Genomic DNA, 20,029 nt, shown 5'->3' with positions numbered 1-20,029 from the left:
GGGGCAAAGCCATGTCGATCAACGATCCCGACGGCCGCTACGCCAAAAGCGAGCAGCGCTTTCACACCCTTCCCGACGGGCGGATCGTGGTGCATCTCGCGCGCCGCTTCGTGCCTGAGCCCGAGCGCATGACCGTGGCGGCGGTGGTGCCGATGCAGGCGGGGGACCGGATCGACCTGTTCGCCGCGCGCACGATCGGCGTGCCGACCGCGTGGTGGCGCATCGCCGATGCGAACCGCGTGATCCATCCCGAAGCGATGGAGCAGCCCGAGGGCCAGCGGCTGATCATCGCCATGCCGGAGAGCGGATCATGAGCCTGTTCGGCACCCATCTGACGATCCTCGCCGGACCCGGCGTGCCGCTGCCGCTGCCCGAGATGGCGCTCAATGCGCTCGACAAGCTGGAGGTGGCCTCGGTGACGCGCGATCCTTCGGCCTTGCAGATCCAGTTCAAGGCGGGCCGGGGCGCGGCGCTGGCCGAGGTGATGGACTATCCGCTGATGAACCTGCCGGGGCTGATGGCCGGATCGCGGATCATCATCGTGCTGACATTGGGCGTGCTGCCCAACGTGCTGTTCGACGGGCTGATCACGCAGGTGCAGCTGAACCCGGGGCAGGGGCAGGGCGACGGGACGCTGGCGGTAACCGCGCTCGACATCCGTCAGGCGATGGATCGCGAGGAGGTCTCGACCGAATATCCCGGCCTGCCGGTTGCGGCGATCGTGCCGCTCGTGCTCGCCAAATATGCCCGATATGGCGTGATCCCGATGATCGTGCCACCGGTGCCGACCGACATCCCCCTGCCGATCGACCGGATCGTCACCCAGCACGAAACCGATCTCGGCTTCCTCAATCGGCTGGCGAGCGAGAACGGGTGCATCTTCACGATGACGCCGGGGCCGGTGCCGGGCACCAACACCGCCTATTTCGGCCCGCAGCCGCGGCTTGGCCTGCCGCAGGCGGCGCTGACGCTCAACATGGGGCCGGACAGCAATCTGGCCTCGATCAATTTCCAGAACAATGCCAGCGACGCGCACCGGGTGAGCGGCGCGGTGCAGGACCGGACGACGGGCACCAGTGTCCCAGTCGAATCCGTGCCGCCGCTGACGGTGCCGCTGGCGACCGAACCCGCGATCCTCAACCCCGAGGTCGCCGGCGTGCGCTCCTATCGTCCGGACGGCGCACGCACCGCAGCGGCGGCGCTGGCCGAGGCGCAGGCGGCGTCCGAGGCTTCGGCGCAGGTGCTGACCGCCGAGGGCGAGCTTGACGGCAGCCGCTACGGCAAGGTGCTTCAGCCGCGCCAGCTGGTCGGCGTGCGCGGCGCGGGGCGGGCGCATAGCGGCTTCTTCTTCGTCGAGGAGGTCAAGCACGTGATCATGCGCGGCGAATACAAGCAGCAGTTCAAATTGAGCCGCGAGGGCACCGGCACCACGACCCCGGTGGTGATGCCATGAGCGGCGCCTATCCCGGCCTGTACCGCGGCAAGGTGCAGAACAATATCGACCCGCTGATGCTGGGGCGGCTGGCGGTTTCGGTGCCGGGGGTGCCGGGGGCCTCGGAGCTGTCTTGGGCGCTGCCCTGCGTGCCCTATGCCGGAAGCGGGGTTGGCGGGTTCTCGCTCCCGCCGATCGGGGCCGACGTGTGGATCATGTTCGAAGGCGGCAACAGCAGCGATCCGGTGTGGATGGGCGGGTTCTGGAGCAGCACCTCGATGCCGCCCGCCAGCCCCGCCGTGCCGACCATGCGGGTGTTCCAGTGCGACGGGCTGACCGCGACGATCACCGATCTGCCCGGCGCGGCGATGCTCGAGATCAAGACCGCGACCGGCGCGAAGATCACGATGGGGCCGACGGGGATCGAAATCGACAACGGCATGGGCGCGAAAATCGCGATGACCGGGCCGCAGGTCAGCGTCAACAACGGCGCACTGGAGGTGATCTGATGGGAATGCCCGTGATAACCAGCCAGACCACGGTGATGTGCGGCCATGCGGGCAGCGCAACCCATGTGCCCACCAACATGCGCGTGCGCATCAGCAGCGCGCCCGTGGCGGTCGCGTCCGACCAGCACGTTGTTGCCGGTTGCGCGCTTACATCGGTGCCCTCGACGCCCTGCACCACGCTGACGTGGAGCGTGCCCGCGGTGCGGGTCAAGGCGGGCGGGGTGCCGGTCCTCGTCCAGACCAGCGTGCCGATGGGGATCGGCCCCGGCGTGGTGGTCGCCGGACAGGTGCGGGTGATGGCGACATGAACTGGATAGCCCACCCCTACCGCGCCGAGCTCGGCCGCACCGCGTTGAGCGATGATGCGGGCCATGTCCGCGACATGCTGGAACAGGTGCTGTTCACTGTCCCCGGTGAGCGCGTCAATCGCCCCGATTTCGGCTGCGGGCTCAACCAGTTGCTGTTCCTCGGCAATTCGCCCGATCTGGCGCTGTCGGTCGACATGACGGTGCGCGGCGCGGTGCAGCGCTGGCTTTCGGAAGTAATGACGCTCGAGGAACTGACCGTGCGCAGCGAGGATGCGACGCTGGTGATCGACCTGACCTACCGGCTCAAGAGCACCGGCGAAAGCCAGCAGATCAGCCTGTCGAGGCCGGTGTCATGAGCTGGCCGTCGGGCGATCCGCGCCGTCAGGCCCGCGCCGATCTGCTGCGCGCCGCCGCCGCCGTGCCGGGGGCGACCCCGGCCAACGGCATCATCGCCGTCGAGGTGGTCGAGGCGGGGGGCGAGGCGGTCGACCTCAGGCTCGAACTGGTGTTCGATGCCGCGACCAGCGGGCCTTCGCGGGTGCGGGACACCGATATTTCCATCACCGGCGGCCAGCGCCGCCCGACGGTGGCGGTGGCGGAGGGCGGGGTGACCGCGTCGGGCCGGGTGCTGACGGTGCGGGTGCCGCGGCGCGGGGACTTTTCGCTCTACACCTTGCGGCTGGTGCGCGGCGGCGTGCCGCTGCCGGGGTTCGATCCGTTGCTTTCGGCGATCCCGGTCGGGTTCCGGCTGCAATGCGCGCAGAATTTCGACTGCGAGACCCCCGATCCCGCCGACGAGGCGCCGCTGGCGCAGGCGGCGATTGACTATCTGGCGCGCGATTACGCGGGCTTCCGCCGCCTTATGCTCGACCGCTTCGCCGCGCTCAGCCCCGGCTGGCGCGATCCGGGCCCGGCCTCGGCAGAGGTCACGCTGATCGAGATGCTCGCGCATCTAGCCGACCGGCTCGCCTATGCGCAGGACAGTGTCGCGACCGAGGCGACGCTCGACACCGCGCGGATGCGGATCTCGGCCAAGCGCCATGCGCGGCTGGTCGATTACCACATGAGCGACGGCTGCAATGCGCGTGCCTTCGTGCATGTGCGGATGACGCCGCCGGGGCCGGGGCGGCCCGCCAATATCGCCGGGATCAATCCGGGCGCGCGGTTCCTGACCGCCTGGCCGACACTGCCCCCCGCAGGCCCCGATGCGCGACACGCGGGCGAGGCGCGTGTTGGCGGCGCGCAGGTGTTCGAGGCGGTGCTGCCTGCCGCGCTGACCTCGGCGCACAACCGCATCCTGATCCACGACTATGCGGGGGGCCTTGCCGAACTGCCGCGCGGCAGCACCGGGATGGCGCTGGCCGATCCGGACGGCGCGCTGACGCTGGCGGTGGGCGATCTGCTGCTGATCGAGGAAGTGCTCGATGCCAACGGCAATGCCAGCCCCGATCCAGAGCGGCGGCACGTGGTGCGGATCACGCAGCGGCAGGCGGGCAGCGATCCGGTCGGCGCGGTCGATGGCGGGGGCAATCCGGTGCCGCTGCAGCTGCTCCATGTCGCCTGGTCGCCTGCTGACGCGCTGCCCTTCGCGCTGCCGCTGGCGCGGGTCGCGGCGCTTGATTCGATCGAGGGGCTGGCGATCGGGAGCGTGCAGCCGACCGCCGTCGCGCGCGGCAATATGGTGCTGGTCGATCATGGCGAAGGGCGCGGCTACGACAAGATCAAGCCGCTGCGCGCGCCGGGCCGGCGGCGGGTGTTCATGACCCTTTCCCAGACTCCCGTCGCCTTCGCCGTGCCCACGCCGCGCCCCGGTGAATCCGCGCGGGCCATGCTGGCCGCCGACCCGGCGCGCGCCGCCGCGCGCATCGCAGCGCGGCAGGATGTCGGCGCGGGCGGCGATCCGGTGTGGGAGCTGGTGCCCGAGATGTTCGACGCCCGCGCCGACAGCCGGGTGCTGGCGCTCGACGTCGATGATCTTGGCCGGGGCGTGCTGCGCACCGGCGACGGGATCAGCGGGCGCATCCCCGAACCCGACACCGATTTCGACCTGCGCTACCGCATCGGCGGCGGGACGATCGGCAATGTCGGGGCGGAAAGCATCAGCCACCTGCTGACCGACGCCCATCTCGGGCTTGATGGCGCGCTGGTGACGGGCTTTTCCGGTCAGGCCGCCAATATCGCCGCGATCCGCAATCCCCTGCCCGCCACCGGCGGCCGCGATCCCGAGAGCATCGCCGAGGCCCGGCTGCGCGCGCCGCTCGACTTCCGCGATCCCCGCCGCGCGGTGACCCCGCAGGATTACGCCACGCGCCTGCTCGACGATCCCGATGTGACCAATGCCCACGGCATCGAGCGCTGGACCGGGGCGGAGCGGGCGATCGTGCTGCTGGTCGACCTCGCCGACGGTGCGGCGCTGACCGATGCGGTCGAGGCGCGGCTAAGGCGGCTGCTCGAACCCTACCGGCTGGCGGGACACGTGCTGGAATTCCGCACGCCGGTGATGGTCCCGCTGGAGCTGGCGATGCGCGTCTGCGTCAAGCCGCAGGCGCTGCGCGACAAGGTGCACGAGCGGCTGCTTCAGGTCTTTTCGAGCGGGCGTTTCGCCGATGGCAGCACCGGCCTGTTCCATCCCGACAGCTTCAGCTTCGGCTCGCCGCTGCTGCTCTCACGCCTCTATGCCGCGGCGCAGGCGGTTGACGGGGTGCGCCATGTCGATGTCACGCGGCTGCGGCGGCAGGGCATCGCGGGCGCGAGCGATGCGGCGCTCGAGACCGGGCAGCTGCTGGTCGGCGATTACGAGATTCCGCTGCTCGCGAATGATCCCAATTTCCCGGATCGCGGGACGGTTACCTTCACCATGGAGGGCGGACGATGAGCGTGCCCGTAGACAATGCGCCCGGCCTGACGAGCGTGGCCTACCGCTCGGTGCGCTACGGCAGCGCGCGGGCCGAGATGCTCGATGCGCTGTCGCGCAACCGCGACTGGCTGCGCGATCTCAACACCCGCGATCCGGCCGATCCCAGCATCGCGCTGATCGATGCCTGGGCGATCACCGGGGATGTGCTGAGCTTCTATGCCGAACGCATCGTCAACGAGAGTTATCTGCCCACCGCAGTTGAGCGGCGTTCGCTCCGCTCGCTGGCGCGGCTGATCGATTACGAGCTGCGCCCCGGCAAGGCCGCCGAAGCGTGGATCGCCTTCACGCTGGAGACAGCGGCGGGCGCGCCGATGGAGGTGCCGATCCCGGTCGGGGTGCGGATCAAGAGTATGCCGGGCCCCGGCGAGACCATCGCCACCTTCGAAACGATCGAGGCGATCATCGCGCGCCCGCATCTGAACGCGATGCTGCCGCGCCTCACCCGTCCGCAGACCTTCACCGACATCACCGCCGCACAGAGCGCCCTGTGCGAAGGCGTGCTGAACGATGCGCGGCGCGGCGACTGGCTGCTGCTCGCCGCGGATGCGGGCGTCACGCCGACGCTGCACCGGGTGGCGCGCGTCACCACCGATGCGCCCGCCAACCGCACCCGGATCGACATGACGCTGATCCCGCCGGAGTCCTCCAACGTTGCGTTTCCGATCTTCTACGTCATCCAGCAGGCGCAGATCTTCCCCGCCGGGACCTTGCAGAATACGATGGTTCAGACGAACCTGATCGCCAACAGCTGGAGCCAGACGGCGTTCGAGGCGAGCGCTGCGGGGAGCGGGCTGAATGTCATGCAGCTCGCGCTGCACTTGCAGGTGGCGAATTACAATCCGCCCTTGCCGCCCGACACCGGCCTGTTCCGCTTCCGCGCGCGGGCCGGGATCTTTGGCCACAATGTCCCCGTGGCAATCCGTCCTGAACCGGTGGCGCTGGGCGATCCGCCCACCTTCCGTGCCATGCTGAGCGGTCGTTCGGTGCCGCTCGACGTCGATCTGCCGGACCTGCGCGAAGGCGGCTGGGTGGCCTTCTACCCGACTCAGGGCGAGCCCTTCATCACCCGCGTCGTGGCCGTGAAGACCGCCACCCATCGCCACGGCAAGCTGACCGCGCGCACCACCCGGATCACGCTCGATGCCGATCCGCCACCCGAACTCACCGCCCTGTCCACGACCGAAATCGCGGTGCTGATCGACAGTGTCGAACTGCCGCTCGCGCCGCTCCCCGTAACCGAGGCCGTGGCGGGATCGACCCTGCCGCTCGACACCTATTACCCCGGCCTCGAACCTGGCCGCCCGGTGTTCGTCACCGGCGAGCGAGAGGATCTGGAGGGCGTGGTCGAAAGCGAACTGCACGTGATCCAGTCGGTCTCGCTGGTCGATGCGCACACCGTGCTGGAGCTCGAAAGCGCGGTCGTCGGCCCGTTCAAGCGCGGCACGGTGCGGATCAACGCCAATGTCGCGCTGGCAACCCATGGCGAGACCGAGGCGCGCGCGATCGGGCACGGCAATGCGTCGCTCGGCGGGCAGGCCTTCGTGCTCCCGGTCAAGCCGCTCACCCATGTCGGCTCGCCCTCGCCCACCGGGGTTGCAGCAGCGCTGGAGATCCGCGTCGACGGGCTGTTGTGGCGCGAGATTCCCTCGCTGCGGGATGCCGGGCCGCGCGATGCCGTCTATGCCCTGAAGCATCAGGAGGACGGCAGCACGCTGGTGCAATTTGGCGATGGCACCAATGGCCGCCGTCTGCCGACCGGCATCAACAATGTGATCGCCACCTGGCGCAAGGGGCTGGGCCAGACCGGGATGGTGCGCGCAGGCCAGCTCACCCTGCTGGCGGGCGCCCCGCAGGGGGTCAAATCGGCGGTCAACCCGCTGCCTGCGACCGGCGCGGCTGATGGCGAGACGATCGACGACGCGCGGCGCAACGCGCCGCTGTCGGTGATGACGCTGGGCCGGATCGTCACGCTCGCCGACTATGCCGATTTCGCCCGCGCTTTCATCGGCGTGGCCAAGGCCCATGCGATCTGGAGCTGGACCGGCACCCAGCGCGGGGTGCTGCTGACCGTTGCGGGCACCAATGGCGCGCCGCTGGAAGCGCGCGATATCGACAACCTCCGGGGCGCCATCGCCGATGTGTCCGACCGTGCGATCGCCGTCACGGTCGCCAACCATCGCCCTGCAACCTTCCGCCTGACCGCCTCGATCAAGGTGCTGCCGACTCATCAGAGCGACATGGTGCTGGCCGAGGCTCAGGCCCGGCTTGCCGCGGCCTTCGGCTTTGCCGCCCGCGATCTCGGCCAGCCGGTCGCGCGTTCGGAAGTGATCGCGGTGATTCAGAGCGTGCCCGGTGTCGACTGGCTCGATCTCGATGAATTCCACCGCAGCGAGGGCAGCGGCAATGCGGTGATGCTGGCGGCAGCGCTGCCGCGTTCGGGCCACCGCGGGAGCACCGGGCTGCTCGCAGCGGAGATGCTGACGCTCTACCCGGGCGGCGCTGACCTGAGGGTGCTGCCATGAGCGCCCCGGTCGATCCGCGGCTGCTGCCCGCCGCAGAGCGGCTGCTGGCGCTGCTCCCGGCGCTGTTCCGGATGCGCGATGCCGATCAGGCGGCGGCGCTCGCAGCGGCGCTGGGCCTGCCGATCCCCGACCCCATCAGCGATCCGCCGCAGGGGCCGCTCACCAGCTTCCTCGCCATCCTTGGCGCGCAGTTCGATGCGCTGGAGGCCGAGGTCGATGCGCTCTACGAGGACCAGTTCATCGAGACCTGCGCCGATTGGGTCGTGCCCTATATCGGTGCGCTGGTCGGCGCGCGGATCATCGATATCGGCGATGTCCGCTCGGCCCGGCGGCAGGTGGCCGAGACCATCGCCAACCGCCGCGCCAAGGGCACCGCGCTCGCGCTCGCGAGGCTGGCGGGTGCAATCGCCGCCGCCCCTGCCGAGGCGATCGAATATCGCGAGTTTGTCGCGACAGCCTATAACCTCGATTTCCCCCGGCCGGTCTCCACTGTCAGCGCGGTGATCAATGGCGAGGCCGGGCGCGCGCGGCTGCTGCCCGATCATCACGACCAGCACAGCTGGGAAGTGCGCGACATGCGCGAAGGCGGGCGCTTCGCCTATGGCAATGCCGGCGTGCGAGTCTGGACCACACCGTCGCGCCCGCATTGGGAGGTGGTGCCGGTGGCGGTCGCAGGCGGGCAGGCGGGGCGGCTGCGCTTCTCGCCGCTGGGGCGCGAAATCGCGCTGTGGCGCACGCCGGACGCCGACGATCCTGATCAGAGCCGCCTGCCCCCCGGCGCGATGTGGGGGCCGATCCCCCTGTCGGACGCGCACCGCAATCCGGGGGACTATTACGGTTCCGGCAACAGCGTCGAGGTCCTCATCGCCGGAACGCGCCGCGCGCTGGCGGACATCTGCTTCTGCGACCTAGCCGACCGCGACGCCGCCGGCACCGAGTGGAACCGGCGCGGGATGTTGGCGCATCCCACCTGCCTGCTGATCGACCCGCAGCGCGGGCGGATGCTGTTGCCGGGCGGCGGTGCGGGCATCGATCCCGCGACGATCCGGGTGCGCTATGCCTATGGGCAGGCGGTGCCGTTTGGCGGAGGCGACTTCACCGCGCCGGTCGACCTTCCCTTCCCGTCGCCTGCGATCATCGCCCAGAACCAGAACGGCGCGGCGGCCAGCACGGCGCTCGCCACCGCGCTCGGCAATCTGACCGCCCGGCCGCGTGTCAGCATCCGCTTTGGCGGAACGCTCGACCTGCCGGCGGCGGGCGCGATTGCGGCGGGTGTGCAGGCGCAGCTTTGGTCGGGAGAGGGGATCTGGCCGACCCTCGACCTCGCAGGCGGGTGGACTATCAGCGGCGGCACGGGCGCTAGCCTTGAACTGCGGGGGCTGCGGCTGTTCGGCGGCACGCTCACGATCGCGGCCACAGGCGTCGACAGCCTGCTGATCGCCGATTGCACCTTCGATCCTCAGACCACCGTGATCGAAATCCGCGACCCCGGCTGCCGGATGCGGATCGAACGCTCGATCATGGGCCGCCTGCGGGTGGCGGCGGGCACGGTGATCGAGATCATCGACAGCGTGATCGACAGCAACGAACCCGACGCGCCTGCGCTGGCTGCGGCGGACGGCACGCAGGCGGGCACGCTCTCCGCCGAGCGCTCGACGTTCTTCGGCGATGTCCGCCTGCTCGGCATCGGCGAGGTGAGCGACTGCCTGTTCGCCGTGCGGCCCGGCCGCAGCAATACCGGCGCGCCGGTCGATGTGACGCGCACCCAGTCGGGTTGCCTGCGCTTCAGCGCCCTGCCGCGCGGGTCGCGCACGCCGCGGCGCTATCGCTGCTATCCCGCGCATGGCGATCCGGCCCCGATGGCGCCGGTCTTCGCCTCGCTCACCTATGGCGATCCGGCCTATGCCACGCTGATCGCCGCCAATCCGCAGGGCATCACCCTTGGCGCGCAGAATGGCGGCGAGATGGGCGTGATGAACGTCCTCAGCTGGCACAGACGCAAGCAGGCGCTCGATCGGGAAGTGCCCGAATGGGTGCCCTTCGGCATGACCACCGCAACACTCTTGATGAACGGATAGGAGAAGCAGGATGCGCGGAGATTTTACCCGCGACACGCGCGAACGGGCCCGCAGGGCCGGGGTGCGATCCGTGTTGCTGCAACAGGGCCGTCCGCTGGTCGATGCCGACTGGAACGAGCAGGCCGGGATCACCGCCGACCGCGCGGAGCTGCTGGCCCGCCATGTCATCGGCCAGCACGGCGCCCCGCGCGAGGAGGCGGGCTTTGCCGTCAGCGTCGCCAGCGGCGCTCTCACCGTGGGAGCAGGGCACCTCTATGCCGAGGGGCTGGCGCTCCACAATCCCGCGCCGCTCGATTACGCCGCGCAGCAGCCTGCTGCCAGCTTCCCGGCGCTGACCAGCATTCTCCCCAACAACGCCATCGGCTTCGTCTATGCCGAAGCGGTGCTCCGCCCGTCGAGCGCGGGGGTGCAGCCCTTCCTCTCCGACCCGGCGCTGGGTGGTATCGATCCTGTGGTGCGCGAGGAGGCGGACTGGGCGATCCGGGTGGTGCGCCTCACCGATACCGGCTTCACAGCCGAGCAGTTGCGCACGGCGTTCGCCACGAACCAGTGGCCCGCGATTCCGCAATGGCGCGCCACCACCGGCGGGCTCGATGCCGATGTCCAGACCGAGGCCGAGACCACCGATCCCGGCCCCTGCGAACTGCCGCCGACGGCAGGCTATCTCGATCAGGTGAACCGTCTCTACCGGGTGGAGGTGCACGCATCCGGCGCGCCCGGCGCCGCGACCTTCAAATGGGCCGAGGATGCCGGAATCGAGGCGGGGCTGCGCACGTCAGGTGCGGGCTTTGCCATCGACCTGCCGATCGAGCGGGCCGGGGCGTGGTTTCCGGTCGATGCGATCGTCGAGATCGTCGACGATGCACGCGAGCGTGCTGGCGAGCCCGGGCCGATGGGACGCATCACCAGTGCCGTGGGCCAGCCGCTGGTGATCGATGGCGTCCCCGCTTCGGCGCTGAGCGAGCGGGTGCGCGTCCGGCGCTGGGCGAGCATGCCGGTGACCATTCCTGCGGGCAATGCCTGGGCGCTCTTGTCCAAGGGCGTGAAGGTGCGCTTCTGCGCGGGCCACTATGCCCGCGGCAGCGCCTGGACGATCCCGGCGCGCACCGTGCTGGGCGACATCATGTGGCCGCCCTATCAGCCCGCCGACCGCACCGTGACGATCGGTTCCGCCTCGGTCGGCTTCTACGCGCCCAGCGAAGGCCGCCGCCGCCACGCGCCGCTCGCGCTGATCCGCCGCGCCGGGAACGGCGTTCTCACCGTGACCGACGATCTGCGCGATGTTTTCTCGCCGCTGACCGATCAGCGCGCGGTCGATATCCGCTTCGATGACACCATCGCCCAGCTCGATGCTGCCAATGTGCAGCAGGCGATTGATGCGCTGGCGATCCGCGATGCGGCCTGCTGCACCTGGCACGCGCTGCCGGGCGAAGGGTGGGAACGGGTGTTCGATGAGATCGGCGCCAACCAGAACGGCAAGATCTGCTTCGCGCCCGGCAACTATCCGCTCGCCGCCCCGGTGCGGATCGCGGGCAAGGGGCATTTGAAGCTGGTCGGCGCAGGGCCCGGCACCAAGATCTGGTGCCATGGCCGCGCGCAGGCGCTCCATTTCGAGAATTGCGCCTCGGTCGAGATCAGCGACATGAGCATCGCTGCCGAGCAGAACTTTGCCGAAAGGAAAGGCACCGGCGTAGGGCAGCGCATCACCGGGGCGCTCGATTGCAGCAATTGTGGCCCCGTCAGGGTTGAGCGCACCGTTCTGCTGGTGAGCGCGCCGCGCTCGCGCGAGGCGGTGTGCCTGCGGATCCAGAGCGGCACCCTGCCCGGCAGCGGCGATTGCATCATCGAGGACAACGACATCGTCGCGGGCGATCTGACGTCTGGCATCCTGATCCTCGATGGCGCCGATGTCCGCATCGCAGGCAACCGCATCCGCCCGCGCACCGAGCCCTCGGCGCGGACCACCGCCCGGTGGATGGGCGACAAGCGGATCACTGCGCTGCTTTCGCGCCTCGCCTTCAGCCATGCCCTGCCCGAGGGCGATGACGCCACCCGGCCCGCACGCAGAGTGAACGAGCAGCTGTTCCGGCAGGTCAGCCACACGGTGTCGGGCACGCGCATCCGCTTCTACACCGCGACCTCCGTCACGGCTGCGAACTGGGCGACCCTCATCGCCAATTTCGACCGGGCCAATCCGCGCGTCAACAATGCCCGCTGGCGCCTGCTGATGACGCGCACGGTGCAGCGCCTGTGGACCAATAATGGCGATGTGGTGGCGGGGAGCCCGTCGACGATGTTCCGCAACCTCTACAACTTCGTGCTCAGGACTGTGACGCCCACCATCGAAGTGGGCATTATCGTCGCCGGATCGCGCACCGCGCCGCAGGGCAGCGGGTCGCGGGTGGCTGCGATCCGGGTGAGCGGCAACAGCCTGTCGGGCGTCGCGACCGGCATCCGCATCGCGCGCAGCATCAGGGGCGGGGCGGGGAACGAGCGAATGCCCGCGCCATCGGCCTGGGTAAGCGACAATCGCATCGTGATGGCCGCCGTCCCGTTCGACATGCAGCGCTGCGGGGTGCAGATCGCCAACCCCGAACGCGTCTGGGTGACCGACAACGACATCCTGCTCGAAACCGCCGACCCCAATGCCGATCAGGCGCGCATCACGCAGGTGCGCAACGGCAATTTCCACCTGATCGAAACCGACGGCATACGGCTGGCGGGTGCCATCGGACGGATGTTCACCGTGCGCGGCAACAGCATGCGCGAGTGCCGAGTCGGGGTGCGGGTGGATACGGTCGCTGTCACCGGTACGACGGCCACCAAGCAGTGGATTGTCGCCGACAATGCCGTGATCGGAGCGCGCGAGCCTTATGTCCTCGACGGACGTTGCAAGAATCGCGACAACTTGAGCGGATGAAGCGGTTTAATCTTGACTTGAGCTCGTCTTTGACGGAACATCGTCGGGCACTAGCAAACGGTTCAATGATTGGGTTGAGTGTCTGTCCATTTGTGCCAGTTCTACTTTGCTTTAGGTCATAGGGTCGAAACCCAAGTGCATCGGGCGGCAGTCATCAAGGCTGTCGCCCACGTGCTTTCAGGGCGCCTTGTTTTCGGGTTGTGACGGGCGGATGTGGCGACGGCGCGCTCGCTCATGGCCCACGCGGTAGACCGGACCGCCAGTTCCCCACCAGCAATTGAATTGGCCGGAAGACCGGGGGTGACAGGGCTCGGTCCGTCACTCTTCCCGGCGCATCAGCCGCCGTGTGCGGCGATCCATTCCTCGACCACCGGCGCGACCTTGGTGCGCCAGCGGCTGCCGTTGAAGATGCCGTAATGCCCGGCACCCTCGGCCATGTAGTAGCGCTTCTTGTCGTCGGCGAGGTTCGGCGTCAGCTTCAGCGCCGCGCGGGTCTGGCCGAGGCCGGAGATATCGTCCCGCTCCCCTTCGATCGCCAGCAGCGCGGTGTCGGTGATCTGCGTGATGTCGACCAGCTCGCCCTTGTGGCGGAACTCGCCCTTGGGGATCGAGTGGTTCTGGAACACCTCCTCCACTGTCTGCAGATAGAACTCCGCCGTCATGTCGCAGACCGCGCGATATTCGTCGTAGAAGGTCTTGGTCGCCTGCGCGCTCGCCTCGTCGCCGATGGTGAGGTGTTTGAACATCTCGTAATGGCTCATCATGTGGCTCGAGAGGTTCATGCTCATGAAGGCGGAAAGCTGCATGAAGCCCGGATAGACCCGGCGGCCCGCGCCCGGATACTTCATCGGCACGGTGGCGATCACCGACTGGCGGAACCATTCGATCGGGCGCTGCATCGCCATGTTGTTGACGACCGTGGGGCATTCGCGCGTGTCGATCGGCCCGCCCATCATGGTGAGCGTCGCGGGCGTCGCGGGCGACTTGTGGAGGTTCATCAGCGCCGTGGCGGCGAAGGCGGGAACGCTCGGCTGGCACACCGCCATCATGTGGATGCGCTGGCCGTTCGCGTCTGCGTGGACGTGTTCGGCGAAGTCGATGAGGTAATCGATATAGTCGTCGAGATCGAACTTGCCCGCCGATTGCGGCACCATCCGCGCATCGGCCCAGTCGGTGATGAACACCTCGCAGCTTTCCACCATACGCTCCACCGTGCCGCGCAGCAGGGTGGCATAGTGGCCACTCATCGGAGCGACGATCAGCAGGCGCGGGCGATCTGCGGGTGCGCCTTCGATCCGGAAGCGCAGAAGATCGCCGAAGGGGCGTTTCATCACGGTCGATTGCACCACCGCGTGAGGCTTGCCGTCGATGGTGACGCTGTCGATCCCGAATTCGGGCTTGCCGTAATGCGCGGTGGCATGGGCAAAGACATCTAGCGCGCTGGCCGCCATCGGCCCCATGCCGAAAGCGGCGAGCGGATTGGCGGGGTTGGCGAGCACATTGGCGCTGATCGAAGCGAGCGCGCTAGCGCTGTTCATCCAGCTGCGCTGAAGCTCATAAGCGTGATAAAGCATGGATTTACCTCAAGCGACGAACGGTTTGGCGCCTTATCCCGGCGGCACCTTGCCCTTACAGATGCGCCTTCACCCGCTATTGTGCAACGCACAATTGTATGCGGAGCCATTGCGCAGGCGGATCGGCTTGCCGCTTTTTGCACGTGAAATTCGCGCGCCACACGGCTAGAGCGCTGCGATCATGCATGGCGAACCCCCCGAGCGCGAGCTGTCCGACACCCCTGAGAGCCTGCCCGAAGCAGCGGGCGATGCGGTGGCCGCGGTGCTGCCAGAGGATAGCGAACCCGGCGAACAACCGGCCAAGGCGCGCTCGCTCGCGCCCTTGCGGATGGTGTTCGGCGCAGCGCTGCAATATCCGCGGCAGATCGGCTTCGCGCTGCTCGCACTGGTGATCACCTCGGCCGCCACGCTGGCGATCCCCTGGCGCTTCAAGGTGATCGTGGACGAGGCCTTCACCAGCGGTGCATCGACCGACGATATCGCCCATGCCTTCCAATACCTGCTGATGATCGTCGTGATTCTCGGCATCGGCACGGCGCTGCGCTTTTATTACGTCAGCTGGCTGGGCGAGCGGGTGGTGGCCGATATCCGTCTGAAGGTGCAGAACAACTTGCTGCGTCTTTCGCCCGGGTTCTATGAGGTCAACAGCCCCAAGGAAATCTCCAGCCGGATGACGAGCGATACCGCGGTCATCGAAAACGTGGTCGGCACCACGGTTTCGGTGGCCTTGCGCAATTCGCTCACCGCAATCGGCGGGATCGGGTTGCTGATCTTTCTTGCGCCTTCGCTGACGCTGGGCCTCTTGATCGGCATTCCGCTGGTGATCGCGCCGATCGTCTTCTTCGGGCGCAAGATCCGCAATGTCTCGCGCTCCAGTCAGGACCGCATTGCCGACGTGGGCGCCTATGTGACCGAGGTGCTCTCGGCGATGAAGATCGTCCAGAGCTTCGGCCAGCAGCAGCGTGAGGGCGAACGCTTCGCCAGCGTGGTCGAGGCGACCTTCGATACCGCGCGGCGGCGCATTTTGCTGCGCGCGGCCATGACATCGGTGGTGATTCTGCTGGTTTTCGGCGGCGTGACGCTGGTGATGTGGCGCGGCGCGATTGCGGTGACTACGGGGGAAATCAGCGGCGGCACGATCACCGGCTTCGTCATCACCGGCGGGCTGGTGGCCGGCGCGCTTGGCTCGCTCACAGAAGTCTATGGCGATCTGCTGCGCGGCGCGGGCGCGGCGAGCCGGCTGGCCGAACTGCTCGAAGCCCGCCCCGAAATCGCCGCTCCGGCCCGGCCCGAACGCCTGCCCGAACCGGCGCGCGGCAGCCTGTCGTTCCGCAATGTCACCTTCCGCTATCCCGCCCGCCCCGAGACTGCGGCGCTCAAGGACTTCACGCTCGAGATCGAGCCGGGGGAGACGGTTGCCATCGTCGGGCCTTCGGGCGCGGGCAAATCGACGATCTTCCAGCTGGTCGAGCGGTTCTACGATCCGCAGGGCGGCACCATCCGCATGGACGGCGTGCCGCTGACCAGTGCCGATCCTGCCGATATCCGCGCCCGGCTGGCACTGGTGCCGCAGGACGGGGTGCTGTTCAGCGCCAATGCGCGCGACAATCTGCGCTACGGGAAGTGGGATGCCACCGACGAGGACATCTGGCAGGCCGCCCGCGCTGCCAATGCCGAGACTTTTCTGCGCGCTCTGCCGCAGGGCCTCGACACCTATCTTGGCGAAGGCGGCACGCAATTGTCGGGCGGGCAGCAACAGCGCGTCGCGATCGCCCGCGCGCTGCTGCGTGATGCGCCGATCCTGCTGCTCGATGAGGCGACCAGCGCGCTGGATGCCGAGAGCGAGCAGCTGGTCCAGCAGGCGCTCGACGGGTTGATGGCAAACCGCACCACGCTGGTGATCGCCCACCGCCTCGCCACGGTGCGCGCGGCTGACCGGATCGTGGTGTTGGAAGACGGCCGGATCGTTGAACAGGGCACGCATGACGCGCTGAGCAAGGCCGGCGGGCTCTACGCGCGCCTTGCCAGCCTGCAATTCACGGGCGCGGCTGCGTAAATCGACGAAAAGCTTTTTCCGGCTGACGAAGCGCAACCCTTTGGCGTGTGCCGCGTTAGTGTGACGCATCGCAGACCAACTGCTGCACGCTTTTCGGGGACTATCGCACCATGATCACCAGAACCGCCGCCTTGATCGGCGCAAGCCTGCTTGCGCTCGCCGCACCCGCCTTCGCCGACGAGGCGCACGACCACGCGGAGCACAACGATCTGCTGCAGGCCGGCACCGATGCCGCCGCTGCCGCGCTGCCGACCATGAGCTTCGGCACCTGGGGCTTCGATCCCGAATATCTTGCCGAGGACATCAAGCCGGGCGACGATTTCAACGCCTATGCCAACAAGACGTGGATCGATGCCAACCCGCTCCCGCCCGAATTCAGCCGGATCGGCGCCTTCACACTGCTGGGCGAGAAGAGCACCTATGACGTCAAGGCGCTGATGGACGATCTGGCCGCCAAGGACGCCGCCAGCCTCTCGGACGACGAGCGCCGCATCCTCGATGCCTATCGCACCTATCTCGACACCGAAGCGATCGAAGCGGCAGGCCTAGCCCCGGCGCAGCCATACCTTGCGCGCATCTTCGGCGCGGGGAGCCTCGATGATCTGGCGATGCTCTGGGCCGAGCCCGGCTTTGCCAGCCCGATCGGCGCAGGCGTGGGGATCGATGCCAAGCAGCCCGATCGCCACATCGCCAATGTCGGCTTTGGCGGGCTGGGGATGCCGGATCGCGATTACTATCTCGATACCAGCGAGAAGGGTCAGGCGATCCAGGCCAGCTACAAGGAATATCTCGCCTTCCTGCTGGGCGAGGCGGGCTATGCCGATCCTGCGGCGGCGGCCGAGGCGGTCTATGCCTTCGAGGACCGGATCGCCCGCGAAGTGGCGTGGGATCGTGCGGTGCGCCGCAACCGCGATCTCACCTACAACCTCCTGAGCGCCGATGAACTCGCCGCAATCAGCGGCAAGGTGCCGGTCGCGGCGATGATCGAGAAAATCGGGATCGCGCAGAGCCCCGGCTTCGTCGTCAGCCTGATGCCGCCCACGGCGGAGGAAATCGCGCAGTACAAGCTCGACGAGAAAACCCTCGCCAAGATCGGCACCGGCCTGCCGGGGATGCTCAAACTGCTGGGCGAGACGCCAGTCGCGACCTTGCAGGCGTGGATGGCGAAGGAGTTCCTGTCGGATCACGCCGCGGTGCTGCCCGCGCGTTTCGATGCGGCGAGCTTCGAATTCTACGGCAAGACCCTGCGCGGCACCCCCGAACAGCGCCCCCGCTGGAAGCGCGCCATCGGCGAATCCGAGGGCCTGCTCGGCGAGCTGATCGGCAAGGAATATGTCGCGCGCTATTTCCCGCCCGAGAACAAGGCCGCGATGGACGAGCTGGTGGCAAACCTGCGTCTGGCGCTGCGCGAATCGATTGCCGAGATCGACTGGATGGGTGAGGCGACCAAGACTCAGGCGCTCGCCAAGCTCGACAGCTTCGATCCCAAGATCGGCTACCGTCCCAATCTCGAAACCTATGAGGGCCTCGCCATCACCCCCGGCGATCCGATCGCCAACCGCATGGCATCGGCGAAGTGGCGGCAGGCGGACAATGTCGCCAAGCTGGGCGAGCCGATTGACCGCACCGAGTGGGGCATGCTGCCGCAGACGGTGAACGCCTATTACAACTCGGTGAAGAACGAGATCGTCTTCCCCGCCGGCATTCTCCAGCAGCCGTTCTTCGCGCTGACCAACGATATCGCCGTCAATTACGGCGCGATCGGCGGTGTGATCGGGCACGAGATCGGCCACGGTTTCGACGATCAGGGTTCGAAGTCCGATGCCTCGGGCGCGCTGCGCAACTGGTGGACCGACGAAGACCGCGCCGCCTTCGATACGCTCGGCAACCGGCTGGTGGCGCAGTACAACGCCTTCTGCCCGCTCGATGCAGGCGCTACCTGCGTCAACGGGCGTTTGACGCTGGGCGAGAACATCGGCGATGTCGGCGGGCTCTCGATGGCCTACCGCGCCTACAAGCTGGCGACCAAGGGCAAGGACGTGCCGGTGATCGACGGGCTGACCGGCGACCAGCGCTTCTTCCTCGCCTGGGCGCAGGTGTGGCGCTCCACCCAGCGTGAGGCGAATTACCGCAATCGCCTGGTCACCGATAGCCACAGCCCCGAAGAATACCGCGTCAACGGCGTCGTGCGGAACCTCGACGAATGGTACGCGGCCTTCGACGTCAAGCCGGGCGACGCGATGTACATCCCGCCCGAAGAGCGCGTGCGCATCTGGTAAGCGTTCTCGTTGGTGTGCCCGCATCCGCGGGCACATCCTCGGCGCTGTTCCTCCGCTACGCTCCGGGCGCCTGCGGCTCGCGCGCTTGCGCTCGCGGCCCGTCCTATGGCGGGCCGAGTGAGATGGATCCCATTGGCCCGCCGGATCATCCGGGCGGGCCTTTTGGTTTGACTTGCCCGCCCTGCTCGTCAAAGCCCTGCCGCCATGACCGACACGCTCGCTGCCATCCTGCTCGGCATCCTTGAAGGACTGACCGAGTTTCTCCCCGTGTCCTCGACCGGGCACCTCATCCTCGCCACCGAACTGCTGGGCTTCGACCAGAGCGAGTGGGAGGTGTTCAACATCGCCATCCAGCCCGCCGCGATCCTTGCCATCGTGGTGCTTTACTGGCGCACCTTCTGGGACGTGGCCAAGGGCCTGCTGGGGTTCGAGAAAGGCGCGGTCGCTTTCGTGCGCAATCTGCTGATCGCGTTCTTTCCCGCGGTGCTGCTGGGGCTGGCGTTTGGCGACATGATCGAGACCATGCTCGGCAATGCGGTGCTGGTCTGCTGGTCGCTGATCATCGGCGGCATTGCGATCCTCGCTATCGAGCGCTGGGCCAATCCGCCGGCGGAAGGCCCGGGCGTCTCGGGCGTGCCGCTGCGCACCGCGGTGCTGATCGGCCTCGTCCAGTGCCTCGCGATGATCCCTGGCGTCAGCCGCTCGGGCGCGACCATCCTCGGGGCAATGGCCTTCGGCGTGGACCGCAAGACGGCGGCCGAATTCAGCTTCTTCCTCGCCGTCCCGACGCTCAGCGGCGCGACCATCTATCAGCTGGCAAAATACGGCGCTGACCTGACCTCGCGCGACATGGAGCTGATCGGGATCGGCTCGGTGGTCGGCTTCGTGACTGCGCTGGTGGTGGTGAAGCTGTTCGTCGCGATCATCACCCGCATCGGTTTTGCCCCCTTCGCGTGGTACCGGATCGTGGCGGGGACAGTCGGCCTTGCGTGGCTGACGCTGCGATAACCGCAACTCTTTGGAACCGACCGCGTGTCTGCTGGTTTGGGAGGTGAACCCGCGCACATTGCGACGTGCCGGCGGTTTCACGGAGATTGCAGACAAAATGGCGTTGCTGGTGCTGATCGTGTTGGGGGCTACTCTGGGCTGGCTGGCCTCGATCCTCGCGCGCACGGAAGCGCCGGGCGTGATTCTGCGTCAGGTGCTGCTGGGCATGGTGGTCTCGGTGATCGCGGGTGAGATCGCCAATGACGGCACGATGATCGGCAGCCTGTCCTTCCTCAGCCTCGGCATCGCGCTGGCCGCAACATCGGCTGCGTTGGTGCTTTATCATGCCCTCGTTCGGCGCAAGGTTCCGTCCGGCACGTAAAATTCCGCAGGGCGATGGAACATTGCCGCGCGCACGCTCTTTGATGCGGTCTGGCAGGCACGCGC

At 67.9% G+C, this 20,029-nt stretch carries 14 protein-coding genes; 13 read left to right on the top strand and 1 reads right to left on the bottom strand.

Going from position 1 to position 20,029, the window contains the following annotated elements; genetic code table 11:
- Positions 1-11 precede the first annotated feature (11 nt).
- From BZF59_RS02270 to BZF59_RS02230, 9 genes are read left to right on the top strand one after another with little or no spacing between them, the layout of a single operon-like run.
- Positions 12-314: a hypothetical protein gene (locus BZF59_RS02270; protein WP_086606610.1), complete on the top strand. Its 303-nt coding sequence runs from the start codon at positions 12-14 to the stop codon at positions 312-314.
- Complete coding sequence (locus tag BZF59_RS02265) at positions 311-1,453, top strand: hypothetical protein (protein ID WP_086606609.1); 1,143 nt, start codon at positions 311-313, stop codon at positions 1,451-1,453. Before BZF59_RS02270 ends, BZF59_RS02265 begins: the two co-directional genes overlap by 4 nt.
- Positions 1,450-1,941, top strand: coding sequence for a phage baseplate assembly protein V (locus tag BZF59_RS16165; protein WP_086606608.1), 492 nt, complete (start codon positions 1,450-1,452; stop codon positions 1,939-1,941). The genes BZF59_RS02265 and BZF59_RS16165 overlap by 4 nt, the downstream gene beginning before the upstream one ends.
- Complete coding sequence (locus BZF59_RS02255) at positions 1,941-2,249, top strand: hypothetical protein (protein ID WP_143738067.1); 309 nt, start codon at positions 1,941-1,943, stop codon at positions 2,247-2,249. Before BZF59_RS16165 ends, BZF59_RS02255 begins: the two co-directional genes overlap by 1 nt.
- Complete coding sequence (locus BZF59_RS02250) at positions 2,246-2,605, top strand: GPW/gp25 family protein (RefSeq protein WP_086606606.1); 360 nt, start codon at positions 2,246-2,248, stop codon at positions 2,603-2,605. The genes BZF59_RS02255 and BZF59_RS02250 overlap by 4 nt, the downstream gene beginning before the upstream one ends.
- A complete protein-coding gene (locus tag BZF59_RS02245) occupies positions 2,602-5,124 on the top strand; it encodes a baseplate J/gp47 family protein (protein ID WP_086606605.1) in 2,523 nt (840 codons plus the stop codon). The genes BZF59_RS02250 and BZF59_RS02245 overlap by 4 nt, the downstream gene beginning before the upstream one ends.
- Positions 5,121-7,688: a putative baseplate assembly protein gene (locus BZF59_RS02240; protein WP_086606604.1), complete on the top strand. Its 2,568-nt coding sequence runs from the start codon at positions 5,121-5,123 to the stop codon at positions 7,686-7,688. Before BZF59_RS02245 ends, BZF59_RS02240 begins: the two co-directional genes overlap by 4 nt.
- Complete coding sequence (locus BZF59_RS02235; protein ID WP_086606603.1) at positions 7,685-9,766, top strand: hypothetical protein; 2,082 nt, start codon at positions 7,685-7,687, stop codon at positions 9,764-9,766. Before BZF59_RS02240 ends, BZF59_RS02235 begins: the two co-directional genes overlap by 4 nt.
- A 10-nt stretch (positions 9,767-9,776) precedes the next feature.
- Positions 9,777-12,686 (top strand): DUF6519 domain-containing protein, encoded by a 2,910-nt coding sequence (locus BZF59_RS02230; protein WP_086606602.1) that lies wholly within the window; start codon positions 9,777-9,779, stop codon positions 12,684-12,686.
- A gap of 335 nt (positions 12,687-13,021) precedes the next feature.
- On the opposite strand, the gene BZF59_RS02225 is transcribed toward BZF59_RS02230, so the two are convergent.
- The gene (locus BZF59_RS02225; protein WP_086606601.1) at positions 13,022-14,260 is read right to left on the bottom strand and encodes a polyhydroxyalkanoate depolymerase; all 1,239 of its coding nucleotides are present in this window, start codon (positions 14,258-14,260) and stop codon (positions 13,022-13,024) included.
- 181 nt (positions 14,261-14,441) lie between these two features.
- Between BZF59_RS02225 and BZF59_RS02220 the strand changes: the two genes are divergently transcribed.
- The 4 genes from BZF59_RS02220 (at position 14,442) to BZF59_RS02205 (ending at position 19,964) form a co-directional block, all read left to right on the top strand.
- Entirely contained in the window at positions 14,442-16,316 is a 1,875-nt protein-coding gene (locus BZF59_RS02220; protein ID WP_086606600.1) for an ABC transporter transmembrane domain-containing protein, read from the top strand.
- 110 nt (positions 16,317-16,426) lie between these two features.
- The gene (locus tag BZF59_RS02215; protein ID WP_086606599.1) at positions 16,427-18,595 is read left to right on the top strand and encodes a M13 family metallopeptidase; all 2,169 of its coding nucleotides are present in this window, start codon (positions 16,427-16,429) and stop codon (positions 18,593-18,595) included.
- 204 nt (positions 18,596-18,799) lie between these two features.
- Entirely contained in the window at positions 18,800-19,603 is an 804-nt protein-coding gene (locus BZF59_RS02210) for an undecaprenyl-diphosphate phosphatase (RefSeq protein WP_086606598.1), read from the top strand.
- Between the two features lie 97 nt (positions 19,604-19,700).
- Entirely contained in the window at positions 19,701-19,964 is a 264-nt protein-coding gene (locus tag BZF59_RS02205; protein ID WP_086606597.1) for a hypothetical protein, read from the top strand.
- Positions 19,965-20,029 lie beyond the last annotated feature (65 nt).

The sequence above is a fragment of the Erythrobacter donghaensis genome (assembly GCF_002155425.1).
Lineage (GTDB): Bacteria > Pseudomonadota > Alphaproteobacteria > Sphingomonadales > Sphingomonadaceae > Erythrobacter > Erythrobacter donghaensis.
Note: the sequence above shows the minus strand (reverse complement) of the source record. Positions and strands in the feature narration are given on the sequence as shown.

What these genes read in the sequence shown, in the direction of transcription:
- BZF59_RS02270 (WP_086606610.1), top strand. Translation starts at nt 12, where the DNA reads ATGTCGATCAACGATCCCGACGGCCGCTACGCCAAAAGCGAGCAGCGC.
- BZF59_RS02265 (WP_086606609.1), top strand. Translation starts at nt 311, where the DNA reads ATGAGCCTGTTCGGCACCCATCTGACGATCCTCGCCGGACCCGGCGTG.
- BZF59_RS16165 (WP_086606608.1), top strand. Translation starts at nt 1,450, where the DNA reads ATGAGCGGCGCCTATCCCGGCCTGTACCGCGGCAAGGTGCAGAACAAT.
- BZF59_RS02255 (WP_143738067.1), top strand. Translation starts at nt 1,941, where the DNA reads ATGGGAATGCCCGTGATAACCAGCCAGACCACGGTGATGTGCGGCCAT.
- BZF59_RS02250 (WP_086606606.1), top strand. Translation starts at nt 2,246, where the DNA reads ATGAACTGGATAGCCCACCCCTACCGCGCCGAGCTCGGCCGCACCGCG.
- BZF59_RS02245 (WP_086606605.1), top strand. Translation starts at nt 2,602, where the DNA reads ATGAGCTGGCCGTCGGGCGATCCGCGCCGTCAGGCCCGCGCCGATCTG.
- BZF59_RS02240 (WP_086606604.1), top strand. Translation starts at nt 5,121, where the DNA reads ATGAGCGTGCCCGTAGACAATGCGCCCGGCCTGACGAGCGTGGCCTAC.
- BZF59_RS02235 (WP_086606603.1), top strand. Translation starts at nt 7,685, where the DNA reads ATGAGCGCCCCGGTCGATCCGCGGCTGCTGCCCGCCGCAGAGCGGCTG.
- BZF59_RS02230 (WP_086606602.1), top strand. Translation starts at nt 9,777, where the DNA reads ATGCGCGGAGATTTTACCCGCGACACGCGCGAACGGGCCCGCAGGGCC.
- BZF59_RS02225 (WP_086606601.1), bottom strand. Translation starts at nt 14,260, where the DNA reads ATGCTTTATCACGCTTATGAGCTTCAGCGCAGCTGGATGAACAGCGCT.
- BZF59_RS02220 (WP_086606600.1), top strand. Translation starts at nt 14,442, where the DNA reads ATGCATGGCGAACCCCCCGAGCGCGAGCTGTCCGACACCCCTGAGAGC.
- BZF59_RS02215 (WP_086606599.1), top strand. Translation starts at nt 16,427, where the DNA reads ATGATCACCAGAACCGCCGCCTTGATCGGCGCAAGCCTGCTTGCGCTC.
- BZF59_RS02210 (WP_086606598.1), top strand. Translation starts at nt 18,800, where the DNA reads ATGACCGACACGCTCGCTGCCATCCTGCTCGGCATCCTTGAAGGACTG.
- BZF59_RS02205 (WP_086606597.1), top strand. Translation starts at nt 19,701, where the DNA reads ATGGCGTTGCTGGTGCTGATCGTGTTGGGGGCTACTCTGGGCTGGCTG.